Origin of the sequence: Pseudarthrobacter sp. fls2-241-R2A-168 (assembly GCF_030209335.1) — a bacterium.
Lineage (GTDB): Bacteria > Actinomycetota > Actinomycetes > Actinomycetales > Micrococcaceae > Arthrobacter.
Genome location: NZ_JARVSG010000042.1, coordinates 61,570 through 79,540, shown reverse-complemented (window position 1 = coordinate 79,540; position 17,971 = coordinate 61,570). Strand labels below are relative to the sequence as shown.

Annotated in this window: 13 protein-coding genes; 9 read left to right on the top strand and 4 right to left on the bottom strand. The window is 65.9% G+C overall.

Annotated elements, in window-relative coordinates; translation table 11 throughout:
* Positions 1-155 precede the first annotated feature (155 nt).
* Positions 156-617, top strand: a complete 462-nt coding sequence (locus QRN11_RS20155) for a DUF4383 domain-containing protein (RefSeq protein WP_091424290.1) — start codon at positions 156-158, stop codon at positions 615-617.
* Between the two features lie 288 nt (positions 618-905).
* Here the strand turns inward: QRN11_RS20155 and QRN11_RS20150 are convergent, their stop codons facing one another.
* Positions 906-1,766 carry a PRC and DUF2382 domain-containing protein gene (locus QRN11_RS20150; protein WP_091424294.1) on the bottom strand — a complete coding sequence of 287 codons (861 nt, stop codon included), beginning with the start codon at positions 1,764-1,766 and terminating at the stop codon, positions 906-908.
* Positions 1,767-2,114: 348 nt separating this feature from the next.
* On the opposite strand from QRN11_RS20150, the gene QRN11_RS20145 reads away from it, so the two are divergent.
* Both QRN11_RS20145 and QRN11_RS20140 read left to right on the top strand, forming a co-directional pair.
* Positions 2,115-3,290 (top strand): glycosyltransferase family 4 protein, encoded by a 1,176-nt coding sequence (locus QRN11_RS20145; RefSeq protein ID WP_285314236.1) that lies wholly within the window; start codon positions 2,115-2,117, stop codon positions 3,288-3,290.
* Complete coding sequence (locus QRN11_RS20140; protein ID WP_285314235.1) at positions 3,287-4,693, top strand: UDP-glucose dehydrogenase family protein; 1,407 nt, start codon at positions 3,287-3,289, stop codon at positions 4,691-4,693. The genes QRN11_RS20145 and QRN11_RS20140 overlap by 4 nt, the downstream gene beginning before the upstream one ends.
* On the opposite strand, the gene QRN11_RS20135 is transcribed toward QRN11_RS20140, so the two are convergent.
* Entirely contained in the window at positions 4,690-5,556 is an 867-nt protein-coding gene (locus QRN11_RS20135; RefSeq protein WP_285314234.1) for an HAD hydrolase family protein, read from the bottom strand. The genes QRN11_RS20140 and QRN11_RS20135 overlap by 4 nt on opposite strands.
* Positions 5,557-5,796: 240 nt before the next feature.
* Between QRN11_RS20135 and QRN11_RS20130 the strand changes: the two genes are divergently transcribed.
* The 4 genes from QRN11_RS20130 (at position 5,797) to QRN11_RS20115 (ending at position 12,492) form a co-directional block, all read left to right on the top strand.
* Positions 5,797-6,066 carry a GlsB/YeaQ/YmgE family stress response membrane protein gene (locus QRN11_RS20130; RefSeq protein WP_050055989.1) on the top strand — a complete coding sequence of 90 codons (270 nt, stop codon included), beginning with the start codon at positions 5,797-5,799 and terminating at the stop codon, positions 6,064-6,066.
* A 176-nt stretch (positions 6,067-6,242) separates the two neighbouring features.
* Positions 6,243-8,396 carry a sensor domain-containing protein gene (locus QRN11_RS20125; protein ID WP_285314233.1) on the top strand — a complete coding sequence of 718 codons (2,154 nt, stop codon included), beginning with the start codon at positions 6,243-6,245 and terminating at the stop codon, positions 8,394-8,396.
* Positions 8,397-8,536: 140 nt separating this feature from the next.
* Positions 8,537-11,587, top strand: coding sequence for a hybrid sensor histidine kinase/response regulator (locus QRN11_RS20120; RefSeq protein ID WP_285314232.1), 3,051 nt, complete (start codon positions 8,537-8,539; stop codon positions 11,585-11,587).
* Positions 11,584-12,492, top strand: a complete 909-nt coding sequence (locus tag QRN11_RS20115; RefSeq protein WP_142057590.1) for a GGDEF domain-containing response regulator — start codon at positions 11,584-11,586, stop codon at positions 12,490-12,492. The genes QRN11_RS20120 and QRN11_RS20115 overlap by 4 nt, the downstream gene beginning before the upstream one ends.
* A gap of 6 nt (positions 12,493-12,498) precedes the next feature.
* Here the strand turns inward: QRN11_RS20115 and QRN11_RS20110 are convergent, their stop codons facing one another.
* Entirely contained in the window at positions 12,499-13,026 is a 528-nt protein-coding gene (locus tag QRN11_RS20110; RefSeq protein WP_285314231.1) for a hypothetical protein, read from the bottom strand.
* 229 nt (positions 13,027-13,255) lie between these two features.
* Between QRN11_RS20110 and QRN11_RS20105 the strand changes: the two genes are divergently transcribed.
* Both QRN11_RS20105 and rlmC read left to right on the top strand, forming a co-directional pair.
* On the top strand, positions 13,256-13,807 hold the full coding sequence (locus QRN11_RS20105) for a dihydrofolate reductase family protein (protein WP_091424320.1): 552 nt from the start codon (positions 13,256-13,258) through the stop codon (positions 13,805-13,807).
* A 68-nt stretch (positions 13,808-13,875) separates the two neighbouring features.
* Positions 13,876-14,997 (top strand): 23S rRNA (uracil(747)-C(5))-methyltransferase RlmC, encoded by a 1,122-nt coding sequence (rlmC, locus tag QRN11_RS20100; RefSeq protein WP_285314230.1) that lies wholly within the window; start codon positions 13,876-13,878, stop codon positions 14,995-14,997.
* 17 nt (positions 14,998-15,014) lie between these two features.
* Here rlmC and QRN11_RS20095 read toward each other — a convergent pair whose 3' ends face one another.
* Positions 15,015-17,969, bottom strand: a complete 2,955-nt coding sequence (locus tag QRN11_RS20095) for an AfsR/SARP family transcriptional regulator (protein ID WP_285314229.1) — start codon at positions 17,967-17,969, stop codon at positions 15,015-15,017.
* Positions 17,970-17,971: the final 2 nt, after the last annotated feature.

The window sequence follows — 17,971 nt, the reverse complement described above, 5'->3', positions numbered from 1 at the left end:
GTGTCACGGCGGCACTGTCCGGTCCGTGACCGACAGGCGCAACAGCATCGGCGCAACCCGGAGGGGCACCGGCTCAATACCGGCCTGCGCCGGCGCTTTTCACCAGGGGCAGCCGTAAAATTGAACTGTCCACAATAGTGGCAGGAGGCAAAAAAATGACTACCGCATCCCCGCATGCACACGGCGTTCACTTTGGTCGGGCAGACGTCCAAAACGTTGGCATGGGCGTGGGAATTGTCTTGATGCTGGTGGGTGTCCTGGGCTTTATCCCGGGCGTCACCACGCAATACAGCGAACTGATGTTCCTTGGACCGGCTTCGCATGCCATGTTCCTCGGTTTGTTCCAGGTATCCATGCTGCTCAACATTGTGCAGCTGGCCATCGGCGCAACCGGCCTGGCCATGTCCCGTTCCGAATACGGCGCCCGCAACTTCCTACTGGGAGCAGGCGCACTGTATATCGTCCTGGCCATCTTCGGGCTGATTGTCGGTGTTGGTTCGGCAGCCAATTTCCTGTCGCTGAACATGGCGGACAACTGGACCCACCTGGCATTGGGCGTCGTGATGATTGTTGCCGGCTGGCTGTTCTCCAGGAACCTGGCGGCCAGCAGGACCTAGCCCGGAATTCGTAACCCGGGAAAAACAGGAGCCGCGAATGGGAGAAGGACATTAAGTTCTGAAGATGTTCGTTGTACTGGCTGGTGCAGTTGCCGTTTCCGGCGTTGCTGCACCGGCATTCCGCGGCTGGACCGCCACCAGCGGGAAACAGCCGCGGCAATAGAACAAAGTTCCGCATGCACAACGACGCCGGGAGCCCCCAAGTGGACTCCCGGCGTCGTTCGCTGGATGGTTGCCCTCGCACCGGTCCGTTCAGCGGCGCGTCAGCAGTAAATCAGCGGCGGAAAGTCAGCGGCGGCGGTTGCCGTCCACGCCGTCAGCGTCGATGTGCTCCTTGCGGACTTCCTCGTTGACGGTGACGTCATCCTGGACCACATCCTTGTCGAGGCGGACCCGCTCCACCGGGACGGTTTCCTTCTCCACCACGGGGCGTTCCTCGTGCAGGATCACTTCGTGCTCTTCTTCACTGATGTCCGGGCCGTTAAGCGCCGCACCGCGGTTGGCATCAGTGATGGGCTCGCGCTCCAGGCGTACTTCTTCGCGCTGTACCGGGACTGTCTTCGTGACGTTCTCAGTGGTGACGTACTTCCGGAGGCGGGCCCGGCCGGCAGCCTCGCGCTCGGTGCCAACATGAAGCTGCTCCTCCGAGCGGGTCATGGCGTCATCGGTGGTGGGGCCGGAGGTGTCGTGGCCAACAGCGCCGCGGCCGGAGGTGCCGCTGGCAGCGTATCCGTCCGTACCCGCGTTCGGGGTGCCTGCGTTGAGGTCGGCGTCGCCCTGCAGGTCCACGTCGCCGCGGGTTCCGGAATCGCGGGCATCGGAGTAGGTCCGGGCGCCGCGTTCGTAGTAGGTGTACAGCCGGTCCTCTTCCTCAGGGGTGAGGTGTCCGTCCACGTCCACCCGGGGCGCGTCCTTGACGTGATCCTTGCTGTACGGAACCACCAGGTCGTCGCCCTGCGTGTGTGACCCCTCGACGGGCACAAAGGACTGGGAGGTGCCGAAGAGACCGGTCTTGACGGTGACCCATGTGGGCTCCCCGGTGTCATCGTCTGCGTAGAGCTGCCCGATTGAGCCGATCTTCTCGCCGTCGGAACCGAGTACGTTGCCGTTCTTGTTGAGCAGGCTTTCAAGGTTTTCCCTGTTGAGCATGACGTCTCCTTGGATTTGTCGTTGCGCTGGGTCAAGCCAGCATGGATGTTCCGGCACCGGGGTCTCCCCCAGTGCACGGCCTCCGCCCCCTTTGCTAGAGGCATCGCGCTGACTGCCCGTCTACAGTAAGCATGCTTAGCATCAAAAGGAAAGTCTACTTAGTACTTTTTTATCGGGGCGTCTTCGGATCCCGCCCTGACGAGGCTTTTTGTCCTGAAGAATTTTCCGGACTCCTTGGCGGGAGACAAGGTGGCGCTGAGGCCAACGGGCCCTGATGTTTCCCTAACCTTTCCCCCGGCGTCACATCAGGTCCCCCGCCCCGCAACGCCGCACGCCCACCGTTGAGGGGTGAGGATCGCAATTGTTGCTGAATCATTCCTGCCCCTGATGAACGGTGTGACGCACTCCATCCTGCGGGTGCTGGAACACCTTGAGGAACGGGGTGACGACGTCCTGGTCATCGCCCCCTCCACCCAGGACACGGAAGCGCCGCACCATGTCAAGGGCGCGGAGATCCACCGGCTTCCAGCGGTGCCGCTGGCCGGCTATACGAACGTTCGGGTCGCCATGGGCGGTGTGTACCGGGTCAAGAGAATCCTTGCCGACTACGCACCGGACGTGGTCCATCTGGCCTCTCCGTTCGTCCTCGGCTGGCGGGCAGCCCAGGCCGCGCATCAACTGGGGATCCCAACCCTAGCCATCTACCAGACAGAGGTTCCCAGCTACGCGGCGCGATACGGCGTCCCGTTCCTGGAGAACTGGGCCTGGAACCGGGTGGAGAACATCCATCTGCTCGCCAGCCGCACCCTGGTGCCGTCCACGTTCGCGCTGAACCAGTTGCGCGGCCGCGGCATCCCCCGGTTGCAGATGTGGCGGCGCGGCGTGGACACGGCCCGTTTTTCGCCGGAAAAGCGCGACGACGGGTGGCGGGCCGGGGCGGCTCCCGGCGGTGAGCGGATAATCGGCTACGTGGGCCGGCTGGCCGTGGAGAAGCAGGTGGAGGACCTCGCCGCCCTGGCCGGCATTCCTCACACCAGGTTGGTGATTGTGGGCGACGGTCCGCAGCGGGCGGCCGTGGAAGAGGCCCTTCCGGATGCCGTCTTCACCGGATTCCTGGGCGGCGAAGACCTGGCCCGCGCCGTGGCGTCTTTTGACCTGTTTGTCCATCCCGGCGAGTTCGAAACGTTCTGCCAGACCATCCAGGAAGCCATGGCGTCGGGTGTGCCGGTGGTGGCCACGGGCCGCGGCGGGCCGCTGGACCTGGTGGAGAACTCGCGGACCGGCTGGCTCTATGAGCCCGGGGACCTGTCCGGAATGCGCAGCCGCGTGCTGGACCTCATGGGCGACGACGCCAAGCGGCGCGCCTTCGCCGCAGCGGCGAATGCGTCGGTGCAGGACAGGACCTGGCCCGCCCTCTGCGGACAGCTGGTCCGGCACTACGAAGAAGTCATCAGCGGCACATTGGCCCCGTTCCCTGCGCCCACCGGCCCGCGCCCAACCAACGCCAAAGGGGCAACGCTGTGAAGATCTCGGTTATCGGCTGTGGTTACCTCGGCGCGGTGCATGCCGCCACGCTTGCGTCGATGGGCCACACCGTTGTGGGCGTTGACGTCGATCCCGGCAAGGTTGGCCAGCTGTCCCGCGGCCAGGCACCCTTTCACGAGCCCGGCCTGGACGAGCTGCTGCAGGACGGCCTTACTACCGGGCGGCTGACTTTCTCCACGACGGCGGCGGACGCCAAGGGCGCGCAGGTGCACTTCCTGTGCGTGGGCACTCCCCAACATAAAACGTCCGACGCCGCCGACCTCACCTACCTTGTCTCCGCAGCGGAGGCGCTGCTGCCGCACGTGGCCGCGGGCGCCGTCGTCGTGGGAAAGTCCACTGTTCCCGTTGGCACCGTGGACATGCTCCGCGAGGTGATGCGTGAGCGGCGCGATGTGCTGCTGGCCTGGAATCCGGAGTTCCTCCGGCAGGGCACGGCGGTGAAGGACTCGCTGGTGCCGGACCGGCTGGTCTACGGGGTGGACGGCGGGCGGGCCGCCGCGTTCAGCCTCCGGACGGGCGCACCCACGGGGGCCACCGCCGCCCTGGATGCTGTCTATGAGCCGCTGCTCGACGCCGGGATCCCCCGCCTGGTGTGCAACTTCGCCACCGCGGAACTCATCAAGTCGGCGGCCAACGCTTACCTCGCCACCAAAGTCAGCTTCATCAATGCCGTGGCCGAGCTCTGTGACGCCGCCGGTGCCGACGTGGCGGAGCTGAGCGAGGCGATGGGGATGGACCCAAGGATCGGCGGCCGGTACCTGCACGCAGGGCTGGGCTTCGGCGGCGGATGCCTGCCCAAGGACATCCGCAGCCTCCGTTCCCAGGCAGCCGGCCTCGGCGTCACGGCTGTGGAGGACTGGATGCAGCTGGTGGACGGCGTCAACCTCGGCCAGCGCGCCCGGACCGTGAGCCTCGCCGCCGGACTCTGCGGCGGAAGCCTCGCCGGACGTTCCGTCACGGTGCTGGGCGCGTCCTTCAAACCGGACACCGATGACATCCGCGACTCCCCCGCACTGGACGTCGCGGACCGCCTCGCAGCTGCCGGGGCGCACGTGACGGTGACCGACCCCAAGGCAGTGAATCACGCCTGGCGGCGCTACCCGCGGCTCCGGTTCGAGGCCTCGACGCTGCGGGCGCTGCAGGGAGCAGAGCTGGTGCTCCTCCTCACCGAGTGGGATGAGTACCGGCAGCTCTCGCCCGGAGTTGCAGGCGCACTGGTACGACGCCGGGCGGTGCTTGATGCCCGCAACGTGCTGGACACCGCGGCCTGGCAGGCGGAGGGCTGGGTGGTGCGCGGCCTCGGAACCTCCACCGGCAAGGCGGCCCCGATGCCTGCCGCCCCCGGGCAGGCTGCCAGCGCCCCGTTCCCCCGAAGGGGTTAGTCCAGGAGGCCGAGCTGGGCAAAGGCAAGCGCCACACCATTGCCGGCCGGGCCTAGGGTAACCCTGTCGGCGACGGCCAGCACCCTGGGGTGGCCGTCCTCCACCGCGATGCCAATGCCTGCGTACTCAAGCATCTCGATGTCATTGGCGCTGTCCCCGATGGCCACGATGTCCTCGCGCTTCAGGCCCAAATGCTTCTCCACTACCTGGATGCCTACCGCTTTGTGGGTTCCGGCCATAAAGATCTCCCCCGCCCTGTCACCCAGTGCGGACAGCGAACTGGGGATGAGTCCTACGCCCTGGCCGAGCCCCTCAATCAGGCCGGTCAGCGGAACCGGGGAGTCAAAACAGGAGATCTTGGCGTATGACACGGACCGGAGGTCATCGCTGTACTGCATCGGGCCCAGGATGTCCTCCACCGGATCAACGTCAGTGCTCAGGACGCCGTCGTGCCGGGACCTGCCGGCAAAAACAGGCGTCAGCACCCGCCTAAGGCGCTGGTCCACGCCGGTCCTTCCATACAGCGCTTCGGGCGCTTCAAGGATGTAGGCGACATCGTTAGCGTCAAGCGTGTCCACGATCCGTGCTGCCAGGTCCTGGTTGAACCGCGTGTCCTTCAGTACGGCCCCGTTCAACTCCACCCGGGCACCAGCACCGGTGATCACGCCGTCGAACCCAGCGTCCACGATGTGTCCCGGGACCATGGACAGCGGCCGGCCGGTGCACACGAACACCAGGTGTCCGCGCCGCCGCACCTCCTGGACGGCGTCCACGTGGGCAGCCGGGACCACCCCATGATCCGCATAGGTGCCGTCGATGTCTAGGAAGATGGCGCGTGGCCGGACGTTTTGCTGGCTGGACATGCCGGAGCTCCTTCGGTTTGGCCGGGGACAGCCAACTCTATCGAAGGGGCCGCCAGCTGCCCGGGAATCACGGTATTCCCGCTGCTGCCGCCCCCGGTTCCACCGTCAGGGCAGCCTGCTCCGGCCAAACTGACAGTCATCCCGTGATATTTAAGGTCTTGAAGTGTAGTAAGCACACTGATTGAATTAGGGAACCGGATATGGGGGCACGGCACAACTTACTGATTAAGGAGTGACAACATGGGTATTCTCGGATTTCTCATTTTGGGCCTGATCGCGGGTGCTATTGCCAAGGCCATCCTGCCGGGACGTCAAGGCGGAGGCTGGGTAGTCACCATGGTCCTCGGCGTCGTCGGCGCCATCCTGGGCGGCTGGATCGGCTCGCTGATCTTCGGCGGCGGACTGGCTGAATTCTTCGATATCCGCACATGGCTGCTGGCCATCCTCGGGTCGATTGTCGTACTGCTGATCTACGGTGCAGTCACCAACCGGAGCAGCCGCCGCGTATAGCTGCAGCTCACACTAACCAAGCGCAAAGCGCCGTCCTCCCCCGCGGAGGGCGGCGCTTTTGCATGCCATGGCCCGCGCATTTTGCCTACTTAGCCCATACGCCGGAAAAAAACGGTTTCCGCTGACCCGTGGATTTTGGAGGCGGGCACTTTATGATGTGCGAGGGGGGTGGTGTAATGGCTGATTCTCAAAGCCAAAGCGACGGACTGGCAATGCCGTCATTCGGCATTGTCCTGGACGCCAGCCCCGACGCACTCCTGGCACTGGCTCCCGACGGCAGCATCACCGTGGCGAACGCCGCTGCTGAGAGGCTTTTCGGGTTCAAGCCGAAAGAATTGGCGGGCCGGAATTACCGCTCCCTGTTGACGCCTGGCTTCCATAACGAGGTGGACCGGCTGTTCCAGCAACTGCTGGCGGAGCCGGGGGGATACCCGCCGCCGCAGGAGGTCTTTTGCGTGAACAGCAACGGGACCGAGTTTCCGGCGGAAGTGGCAGTGGCGCTGCTCCCAGGTTCCGTCCTGGCGGCTCAGCCGGCTGCCGGGACCGGGCACCAGCTGCTGCTCTCGGTCCGCGGCACAGCGCACCGGGCCGCGGCCCAGGAGGATCTGCGGGAGGCGATGTCCCTGCTGACCGCCACCCTGGAATCCACTGCGGACGGCATCCTGGTGATCAGCAACCAGGGCCATGTTGCCGGTTTCAACGACCAGTTCCTGAGAATGTGGGGCATCCCGCCGGAGCTCCTCGAGGGCGACAGCGAGGAACCGATCGTGCGCCTGGTAGTTTCCCAGCTGGCGGATCCGGTGGCCTTCATGGGCCGCATCAATGAACTGCGGGACAACCCGGAAGCGGAAAGCCACGACGTCCTGGATTTCAAGGACGGCCGCACGTTCGAGCGGTATTCCCGCCCGCAGCGGGTGGGTGAGCAGATCGTGGGCAGGGTATGGAGCTTTCGGGACGTCACTCCCCGGCGAAAGGCGCAGGAACAGGCGCAACAGGCCTTGCTGGACCTTGCTGCGCAGGCGGAAAAACTGCGGACCATGGCCTTCCAGGATCCGCTGACAGGGCTGGCCAACAGGGCTGTGTTCAACGACGCCCTGGCGGATGCCTTGGAGGAGCCGCGGCTGAAGGCGGTGGACGTCCTCCTGCTGGACCTGGACGACTTCAAGGAAGTCAACGACATCCTGGGGCACCAGGCAGGGGACGACATGCTGATCGAAGTGGCGCGCCGGCTCCGCGGCTGCGTCCCCACAGCTGATGTGGTGGCCCGGCTCGGCGGTGATGAATTCGTGGTACTGCTGACCGCCTGCCCGGACGCCGACGACATTGCCGGCTGCATCGTCCGCTGCCTGCACGTCCCCGTCACTATCAACGGCACAGTACTGCGGCCGAGCCTCAGCCTGGGACTGGCATCCCTGGGGCAGGACAACGTGGGCGCCTCCGAGCTGCTGCGGCATGCGGACATCGCCATGTACGCAGCCAAGGCCGCCGGAAAGAACCGCTTCCTCCGGTTCCACCCGGACATGATGACCGCCCTGGTCCAGCGGACCGACATGGAAAGCGGACTGCAAATGGCGGTATCCCGGGGCGAGATCTCGGTGGACTTCCAGCCCATCGTGTCGCACCGGATGGGCCAGGTGGTGCAGTTCGAGGCGCTGGCACGGTGGGACAGGGACGGCGAGCGCGTGCCGCCGTCGGTCTTTATCCCGCTGGCTGAACGTACCGGGCTGATTAACGAAATCGGCGCCGAGGTGATGGCCTACGGGATGGTGCAGCTGGCCTCGTGGCTGAGCGAGGACCCATCCCGGTCCCTGTCCGTGAACGTCTCCGGCGTCCAGCTGCAGAATCCGGATTTCGCCGAAGAAGTCCTGCGCCTCGCCGAGGCCAGCGGAGTGTCCGCATACCAGCTGGCGCTGGAGGTGACCGAGTCCGTCTTTTTCGACGCCGAAGGCAGCCTGATCAAACAGCTCAGCCGGCTGCGGGACGCCGGGGCGCGGGTTGCCCTGGACGATTTTGGGACCGGTTATTCCTCCTTGGGCCGGCTGCAGGACCTGCCGGTGGATACCGTGAAAATCGACAAGAGCTTTGTGTCCATGGTGCGCACCGGCAGTGAGCGGCTGCCCATACTCAGTTCCATGATCAACATGGCCCACAGCCTCGGGTTGACTGTCACGGCCGAAGGCGTGGAAACGGCGGCCCAGGCCGACTACCTCACGGCACTGGAGTGTGACTCCCTGCAGGGGTACCTTTTCTCGCTGCCGGAGCCAGGCATGCGGATGGAGTACGCGTTGCAGCACGCGGAAGAAGCCCTCAACGCCCTCAAGGGGCGGTAAAAGGACGCGCGCCCCCGCCATTTAGACGATGTGAGGCATATCATTGGAAGGCGTCTCCGCCCAGGTCTCGGGTGGGCCCCGTGCCCGGTTTTCCCAACGGTTCCGGAGTTCCAGGGCGCACCTATGGGGAGGGTTCCCGCGTGTCTCAGACTGGTCTCCTGCAACCCCGGCCCACCGGCCGCAGCAACAGATTTCCCGCGACATGGCTGGCGGTGCTGACGGCCATCAGTCTGGCCGGGCTTGGCGTCTTTTTCGCGGCCAACAGCGGGTCTCCGGCTGCCCTGGTCACCGGTGACTTCGTCATTCTGGCAGCGTCCCTGCTGGCGGGGGCAAGCTGCGCCCGGGCGGCACGCCGCGGCGGCGCCAACGCCAGGCCGTGGACATTTATGGCAGCTGCCGCCTTCATCTGGGCAGCAGGGATGGCCCTCTACGCCTTTTACGGCCTGGCCAACAACCACGTGTACCCCTTCCCCTCCCTGGCAGATGCCTTGTTTATCGGCTACTCGGTGCCGGCCGTCGTCGCGCTTTTTGCGTTCAAAAGGCGCAGCGGCAACCATGTGGCGCTGTACCGGGCCGTGATGGACGCGGCAGTGATTGCCGGCTCGGTGCTCGTGGTCAGCTGGTACGTCGTGCTGGGCGCCGCCTTCGACGCAGATGGCGATCCCCTGGCCCGGCTCACCGGGATGGGGTATCCGGTGGCGGACCTGGTGATCACCTCCCTGGTGCTGGTCCTGGCCATGCGCCGGCAGCCGGGTGAGCGGCTGCCCTGGTTCTGCTTCGGCGGCGGGCTGCTGGTGCTGGCCGTGACGGACAGTATCTACGTGCGGTTGACGTTCGACGGCGTCAGCGGCACCACTGGTTCGCCGCTCGCCCTGGGCTGGATCATCGCCTTCCTCCTGATCGCCCTCGCGCCGCTGGCACCGTACCAGGAGAACACCGGGTCAGACCGGACCGGCTACACCCTCGCGCTTGAGCTGCTCCCATATGTGCCGCTGCTGGTTGCCGTGGTGCTGTTCGCCGGCCCCCACCTGCCAGAGCTCGATCCCTTCCTGCTGGTGGTGGGTGCCGCCGTCCTGGTGTTCGTGATGGTGCGGCAGGTGCTGATCATCCTGGAGAACATCACCCTCACCACCGGACTCGAGGATGAGGTGGCGGTCCGCACCAGGGAACTGGAGGCAGCCCGCGAAGCTGCCCTGGAGTCCAGCAGGCTGAAGTCGGAGTTCCTGGCCACCATGAGCCACGAGATCCGGACGCCCATGAACGGCGTCGTGGGCCTGACCGCACTGTTGCTGGAGACACCGCTGGACTCCACCCAGAAGCAGTACGCGGACGGCGTGAAGGGCGCAGGCGAGGCACTGCTGGCCCTGATCAACGACATCCTGGACTTCTCCAAGCTGGAGGCCGGCAAGGTTGACCTGGACGTGCGCCCCTTTGATCCGCGCGTCCTCGTGGAGGAGGTGGCCGGGCTCCTCGCCGAGCCTGCGCAGGCCAAGAACCTGGAGCTGATCGCCTACTGCGAACCCGAGGTTCCCGCACGGCTCGTGGGCGACTCCGGCCGGATCCGCCAGGTCCTCCTCAACCTGGCGTCCAACGCGGTCAAGTTCACGGCAGCCGGCGAGGTATCCATCAGGGTCACCACGCAGAATCCCGGCGCTGCTGCCGGAAGCACCGCAACTGTGCACTTCGAGGTCCGCGATACCGGTATCGGCATTGAGCGTTCCCAGCACGGCAGGCTCTTCCAATCGTTCTCGCAGGCGGACGCCTCCACTACCCGCCGGTACGGTGGCACCGGCCTGGGCCTGGCCATTTGCAGCCGGTTGACGGACGCGATGGACGGCGACATTGGCCTCGAAAGCATCCCGGGGAAGGGCAGCACTTTCTGGTTTCGGCTGCCCCTGCCGGTGGCGCCGCCATCCACGGACCCCGTTCCCGCGGCCGGCTTCCTTAACGGCCTGCGGGTCCTGGTGGTGGATGACAATGCCACCAACAGACTGGTGCTCGAATCGCAGCTGCGGGGCTGGCGGCTCCTGCCCCAGGCCGTCCCCGATGCTGCCTCAGCGCTGGTCCGGGCCCGGGAGGCAGACGCGGCCGGGGAGCCTTTCCACCTGGCCGTGCTGGATTTCTGCATGCCGGATACGGACGGGCTGGAACTCGCGCGGCGCATCAAGGCCGATGCCGGGCTCGCGGAAATGGAACTGATCATGCTCACCTCCACAATGCAGGTCAACGCCGCGGAGATCAGCGACGCCGGCGTGCGCGAATGGCTGATGAAGCCCGTCCGGAGCTCTGAGTTCTACAACCGCCTGGTCCGGCTGATGTCCACGCACGGGCCTTCAGTTCCGGCCGCCGCCCCATCCCAGGTTTCGGCTGCTTCGGACGGGCCGTCACGGGGCCGGATCCTGGTAGTGGAGGACAACGAGGTGAACCAGCTGGTGGCCCGGGCCACCGTCAGCAGGCTCGGTTATGCGGTGGACGTGGTCTCCAATGGTGTTGAGGCCCTCGCCGCCACCGCGGGAACCCGCTATGCCGCAGTCCTGATGGATTGCCACATGCCCGTGATGGACGGGTTTGAAGCCACCCGCCAGATCCGGCGCCGGGACACCACGCATCCGCGCCTACCCATCATTGCCATGACCGCCGGCGCGCTGGACGGTGACCGGGAACGGTGCCTCGCTGCCGGAATGGACGATTATCTCGCCAAACCGGTGGACGCCGCCGCACTGGAAGCCACGCTGGTCCGCTGGGTTCCGGCACCCGTGGGCCGCCTTGTTCAAGGGCTTGTCCCCCAGCCGCTGGCAGTGACAGGAGGGACACCACCGACGGGCCCGGCAACCGTTGCCGCCCTGGACCAGGACCGGATTGCCATCCTGCGGGAGCTGGGACCGGACGACGGGCGGGGCCTGCTGCCTGAGGCGGTGGCCGCGTTCCGGCGGGGCCTGCCCGAGCGGGTGGCCGCCCTGCAGGCAGCCGTGGACGACGGCGACGGGCCGGCTTTGGCGCAGGCGGCGCACGCGCTGAAGGGGTCGGCGGCCAATATCGGGGCCGCCGCCGTGGCGGGGATTTGTGCCGAGCTGGAAAGGCTGGGCCGCGGCGGGACCGCCGACGGCGGTGACCCCCTGGTCCGGCGCCTTGAGGCGGAGCTGCATCGGCTGGACGCGGAACTGGACGCGGCGCTGGAGGTGACCCCGTGAAAGTTCTGGTGGCCGATGACGACCCGGGCTCGCTGATGGTGGCGAGGGCCGCCGTCGAACGTTCCGGGCATAACTGCCTCACTGCCGGGGACGGTGACGAGGCGTGGGCGCTGTACCTGGAGCATCAGCCTGACGTGGTGGTGACCGACTGGATGATGCCCGGTATGGATGGGCTGGCTTTGTGCCGGGCTATCCGGGCGCGGGAGCAGGACCTGTACACGTATGTGGTGCTGCTGACCTCGCAGGGCTCGCGGGACGATGTGCTGGCGGGGCTGGAGGCCGGCGCGGACGACTACGTCACCAAGCCGCTGGACCCGTTTGTGCTCCATGCCCGGCTGCTGGTGGCCCGGCGCATCACCACCCTGCACGCGGACCTGGCACACTACCGCCGGGTCCTGTCCCGGCAGGCGCGGACCGATCCGCTGACCGGGCTGCACAACCGGCTCAAACTGTCGGAGGATCTGGAACAGTTGCACCTGCGCAGCGAGCGGTACGCGGAGCAGTACAGCCTGGCCATGTGCGACGTGGACAATTTCAAAAGCTTCAACGATCTCTACGGCCACCAGGCCGGAGACCTGGCCCTGCGGGCGGTGGCGGCGGCGCTGCTGGGTATTGCCAGGAAAAGCGATGGTGTGTACCGCTACGGCGGCGAGGAGTTCCTGCTGGTGCTGCCCCAGCAGTCAGGAACGGGGGCGAAGGCGCTGATGGAACGGGCGCTGGCGGCCGTGCGGGACCTGGCGATTGTGCATGCCGGCGATCCATCCGGGCAGCTGCGGCTCAGTGCCGGAATTTCGTCGTATTGCCACGGGCACCGGGCTGACGCCGACACGCTGGTGGGTGCGGCCGACGCCGCGTTGTACGCAGCCAAGGCCGCGGGACGGAACAGGGTGGAACTGGCCCGGTAGGTCCGGTCAGGCAGCCTTCTTGGTGCCGGACTTTTTCTGGCTCGGCTTCTGCTGCTTCGGCGTCTGGTGTGACGGCTGCTGCTGGACGGTCCGCTTCTGGGCGGGCGCCTGCAGGCGTGCTGGGTGTTGCTGGGCCGGCTGCTGCTGGGCCGGCTGTTGCTGGGGGGCCACGTGCTGCGGGACTGGCTGCTGTTGTACCGGCTCGGTGACAGCTTCCGCTGCGGCTTCGTATGCCACGTCAACTGCCTCTGCTTCCATCGCCTCGGCTGCTTCATATGCACCGGCGGCAACGGCGGCGCGGTTCCGCTTCCAGCGGCGGAGCAAATCGACTGCGGCCACGACGCCGGCCAGCGGCGTGAGTACGGCTGCCAGGTAGACAAAGAGCATCCAGGTCAGTGTGGTGAGCGGCGGCTGGTTGTTGTTCAGGAGGGAGAGCCCGCCCAGCAGGCCAGTGGCCCAAAAAAGGACCACTGCGGTGAGCACCGCTGCGGCCGGGAAATACTGGTTGGTCACGATCTTTTTCAGGTTTTCCACGCACTTCCTCCTGCCTGGCCGGGGCACGGCTACAGCCGCTCAAGACCAGTATGGGGCTGCCGAGGCGCGAATCGCGGCAACACGCAGGCGGTGGTGATGAACCTAACGTCCGGCCCAGCATGGCGCGGATATTTTCGCCCTCTTCCCTGCCGCAGACCCAGCGAATACCGTGGACCTGACCGGCGCCGCTGCCGGCTTGCCCGAACTGTTGGCCACCCTGGAGGTCCTTATGCGAAAAGTCACTGCCGGTTTGTTCCATTCCGTTGACGGCGTGGTGTCAGAACCGTTCAAGTTCCAGTTCGACAGCTTCGACGACGAGCTTGGTGCGGGCCTGACCAAAATGATGCAGACGGTGGACACGGTAGTACTGGGCCGGGTCAGCTACCAGGAATGGGCTGGTTACTGGCCAACCGCTACAGCGGACCAAGACTTTGCGGCCTTCATCAATTCCGTGGACAAGTTTGTGGCCTCCCGGTCGTTGAAGGAACCGCTGGAATGGCAGAACTCGCGCCTGATGGACGCACCCTTGGAAGAGTTCGTGGGCAAGCTGAAGGAGCGCGACGGCGGCGAGATCGCGGTGTGCGGCAGCATCTCCGTGACCCGGCAGCTGCTGTTCGCCGGGCTGCTGGATTCGCTGACCCTGATGACCCACCCGGTCATCGCCGGCACAGGCCGCCGCCTGTTCGAAGACGGCGACCCCACTACCAGGCTCGAACTGCAGGATCAGTACCGGACCAGCAAGGGCAACGTGATCAGCGTGTACGGGCGCCGCGGGGAGTAGCCGCCGTTTCCACGCCCGCCCCGGCCGGGAGGCAGGCGGCTTCCCAGAGCGGGTAAAATCTTCGGGTCATGCATTGTTTCTACTTCGATGCCGGCCGTTGCCGCTCCTGCACCCACATGGGTACGCCCTACCTTAAACAGCTCGCAGGCAAGCAGAGGCACTGCCAAACCCTCCTCGCCGACCACACCTCGTTGGAATGGCTCCCGGCTCTTGCGGGTGGGGAGTCCGGCTTCCGCAACAAGGCCAAGATGGTGATTGGCGGAACGGCCCAGTGGCCCACCATCGGGATCCTCGACGCTGAAGGCTTTGGAGTGGACCTGCGCCAATGCGGCGTCTGCTCCCCCGGCCTGCGGGCGTGTTTCCCGGTTCTTGCGGACTTCATCCGCCAAACCCGCCTGACTCCGTACGATGTTCCGCGGCGAAGCGGCGAGCTGAAGCACCTGATCATCACCGAATCACCGGACGGCGACATCATGCTCCGCCTGGTACTGCGCTCGGAACAACTGGTGCCGCGCATCCGGAAAAACCTCCCCGGCCTGCTGGCTGCCCTGCCACAGGTGAAGGTGCTTTCGGTGAACCTGCTCCCGGAGCACAAGGCGGTGCTGGAGGGTGACCGCGAGATCGTGCTGACTGAGCAGTCAACGCTCAGGATGCGGGTCAACGACGTGAGCCTGCACCTCCGGCCGCAGAGCTTTTTCCAGACCAACAGCGAGATGGCCGCTGCGCTGTACCGGCAGGGGCGGGAATGGGTCAACCAGCTGGCTCCGGCCTCGGTCTGGGACCTCTACTGCGGCGTAGGCGGTTTCGCCTTGCACTGCGCGGACCCGTCCAGGGACGTTACCGGCATCGAAACGAGCAGCGAAGCCATCGTCTCGGCCAAAATCAGCAGTGAAGAAGCCGGGCTGGAGCGCATGAACTTCCGGGCCGGCGACGCCACCGCTTTCGCCCTCGGGGCGGACCAGTCACCCGAACTGGTCATCGTCAACCCGCCCCGGCGCGGCATCGGCAAGGAGCTGTGCGGTTGGCTTGAATCGTCGGACGTCGAGCACGTTGTCTACTCGAGCTGCAATGCTCAGTCGCTGGCCCGCGACCTGGCTGCACTCCCCTCGTTCACGGCACGGCAGGCCCGGGTCCTGGACATGTTCCCGCAAACCACGCACTACGAAGCGATGGTTCTGCTCAGCCGGTAGCCACGCAGGTTGTCCCCTCACCACGGCGCCGGGTTCAAGGCGCCGTCAGCATCAGAAAACCTGGAGACACGGTACGGGATGTCCGCGCCAGCGTGGCGTGCGCTCAGGCGGAGGACCTCATTGACGGCTTGGGTGAGCGAAAGCGTCCTACCCGCGGACCAGGCAAGGGCAAACCGTACCTGTCCCGCTTCGGACCTGGCTTTGGCGATGATCCCGTCAACCCGTCTCCGTTCCTCCCCATCCAGCAGTTGCCCACGGTCCGATCGGTACGAGTCGGCAGAAGCCAGCAGCCGGATAGCCAACTCGGTGCGGTGCCGTGCCACGTAGACTCCAGCCAGCGAATCGAGGAATCCGGTCAGATGGCCCTGCGCCTGCAGCTCAAGGGCGCCGGTTATGGCTTCAAGCAGGAGGCTTTCCGCGCCGTCGTAATCACCTGCCTGTTCGAGGGCTTCCGCCAGGTTCACAAGCCCTACGCCCAGCAGCCACCGATCCCCGATGGACCGCGCCAATTCGGCACACCGATGCGACAACTCAAGGGTCCGGGCGACGTCCCCCGAAAAGAACGCAAGCCGGGAGAGCACAACCAGCGAGGCCACACGCGTCCGGGGGCTGGCTGCCGGCGATTGCAAGGCAACAGCCGCCAGCCTCCTGGCAGTGGTTAGGTCTTCAGTCTGGGCAGCCTGGACGGCCAGGCACATTGTGGTCCATGCAGCCCCGGCGTTGATTCCTGCACGCTCAAACGCCTCAAGCGCCTTGTGATGTAACCATGCCGCGTCGCCAAATCTCCCTACTGTCCAGCACAGAGTGGCCGCGCCGCTGAGTGCCGGAGCCAGCACTTCAGGCGCAGTATCCGCCGCCTTTTCCACCATGTCGACGGCGGTGCGCTGCTCCACGGCGACGTCACCGGTGAGTTCCCAGTAGTGCCAAAGTTGCCCCACCAGGCCCAGCCCCACCTCTGCTACCCCGTCCGGTCCGGCTGCCCATAGCAGTGCCGCCCGCAGGTCGAGGGCGTCCGACTGCAGAAGCCGGAATGCTTCCACCTGGCCGCGCCCCCACAGGATCGGGCCAGCTGCCTCCGCAAGCCAAAGGCAGTAGCGGGCATGCTGGAGTCGAATGTCCGCTGCCCAACTGAGCTGCGACAACCTGTCGCGGGCGAACTCACGGATCGACTGGAGCATGGACACCCGTTGGTGTCCGCTGGCGTCGGTGTACCTTCTAATCAGGCTCTGGTCCGCGAGGGATGACAACAGCTCGTCAATCCGGGACTGGACGTGAGGCGCTCCGCTGCATACCGAGGCGACAGCCTCGACGGTGGGATCGCCTGCAAAAACCCCAAGGTGGACCAACAGCAGCTGCTCGTCTCTGCCCAGCAGCTGATAGCTCCAGATGATCGCAGCAGTCAGCGTCCGCTGCCGTTCAGGAAGGTCCCGGAAGGCTGCCGGGAGGTCATTCAGACTGAGTTCCAGATCCGCCAGGAGGTCCTGCTCAGTGCGGTACCGCAACTGGGCGGCGGCCAGCTCAATGGCCAGCGGTAAGCCATCCAGACGGTGGCACAGCCGGGTCAGGACGGCGGCATTCTCCAGGTCAACGCCGAAATGGGGCCTGGCTGCCCTCCCCCGGTTCAGGAGCAGCTTCACCGCCGGCACTTCCCGGAGCCTGCTGGGAGGCAGGGCCGGTTCAATCGGCGGGAGGGCAAGCGGTCCGAGCTCGAACTCGTATTCGGCGCGCAGCCCGAGGCGCCTGCGGCTGGTGGTCAGGATACGAAGATCGGGAGCGGCGGTGAGCAGATCCACCACCATCGGCCAGGCGTCCTCCAGATGTTCGAAGTTGTCCAGCACCAACAGCAGCCGGCGTGTACGAAGGAACCGGGAAGCGGCTTTCAGCGGATCGTCGCCGGCCCAATCCTCCAGGCCAAGCATGGTGGCGATGGCGCCCGGAACTTGATGGACGTCCGAAAGCGGTGCCAGATTCACCCAGCCCACGCCGTCGTCCATGTGCTCGCCCAACCGGGCCGCAGCGGCCAGCACCAGCCGCGTTTTCCCGGCACCGCCCGGGCCGGTGACAGTCACCAGACGGCATTCCCCTGAGCGGTACAACGAGCACACCTCTTTTAGTTCCGCCTCCCGGCCCACTAACGGGGTGACCGGAGCAGGCAGGTTTTCCAGCCGCTGCCTGGGGCGATGCCCGTTCGTTGCGGGTGCATCGAGTGAGGCATCCTGCCGCAGTACCAGCGCTTCCAGCTCCTGCAGCCGGACCCCGGGATCAATTCCGAGCTCCGCAACGAACACTTTGCGCGCGTGCCGCACAGCGGCGAGCGCGTCCGCCTGCCGTCCACAGCGGTATAGAGCAACAACAAGCGAGGCCCACAGCCGTTCACGGTATGGATGTTGTGAGACGAGCTGCTGCAGCTCGCCCGCCAAAGTGTTGTGCCTGCCCAGCGCGAGTTCGATTTCGGCGAGATCCTGATAAGCGTCCAGCCACGTTTCCCGCAGCCCCTCGAGGTCTGGCGCCAGCAGTTCGAGATCGGCCAGGTCCGGGAAGATCGGTCCCCTGAACAGCCGCACACCCTCGCGCAGCTTTTCGGCTCCCACCGCCAGGTTGCCGGCCTGCACTGCTTGCTCACCAGCGACGATGTGCGCGCGAAACTGCAGCAGGTCTACTTCGTCGTCCGCCACCTTCAACACGTAGCCTCCCGGCCGGCTGGCGAGCCGCTGCGAAGGAACGCCCTTGGGCCGGCCAGGTTCCAGCAGGCGCCTCAGGTTGGCGACGTAGACCTGAAGTTGCGCGCCTGGATGTGCGGGCAGACTGCCGTCCCAAATGGCGTCGGCGAGGAAATCGGCGGTCACAACGGTATTGGCCATGAGCACCAGACATTCGAGGACGATCCGCATTTTTTCGCTGCCGAGCAGCACGCTCTGGCCGTCGGCAACCACCTCCAGTGGACCGAGGGCCCTGATCTGCAGTGCGCCCATCG

What these genes read in the sequence shown, in the direction of transcription:
- QRN11_RS20125 (WP_285314233.1), top strand. Translation starts at nt 6,243, where the DNA reads ATGGCTGATTCTCAAAGCCAAAGCGACGGACTGGCAATGCCGTCATTC.
- QRN11_RS20135 (WP_285314234.1), bottom strand. Translation starts at nt 5,556, where the DNA reads ATGTCCAGCCAGCAAAACGTCCGGCCACGCGCCATCTTCCTAGACATC.
- QRN11_RS20155 (WP_091424290.1), top strand. Translation starts at nt 156, where the DNA reads ATGACTACCGCATCCCCGCATGCACACGGCGTTCACTTTGGTCGGGCA.
- QRN11_RS20095 (WP_285314229.1), bottom strand. Translation starts at nt 17,969, where the DNA reads ATGGGCGCACTGCAGATCAGGGCCCTCGGTCCACTGGAGGTGGTTGCC.
- QRN11_RS20150 (WP_091424294.1), bottom strand. Translation starts at nt 1,766, where the DNA reads ATGCTCAACAGGGAAAACCTTGAAAGCCTGCTCAACAAGAACGGCAAC.
- QRN11_RS20105 (WP_091424320.1), top strand. Translation starts at nt 13,256, where the DNA reads ATGCGAAAAGTCACTGCCGGTTTGTTCCATTCCGTTGACGGCGTGGTG.
- rlmC (WP_285314230.1), top strand. Translation starts at nt 13,876, where the DNA reads ATGCATTGTTTCTACTTCGATGCCGGCCGTTGCCGCTCCTGCACCCAC.
- QRN11_RS20130 (WP_050055989.1), top strand. Translation starts at nt 5,797, where the DNA reads ATGGGTATTCTCGGATTTCTCATTTTGGGCCTGATCGCGGGTGCTATT.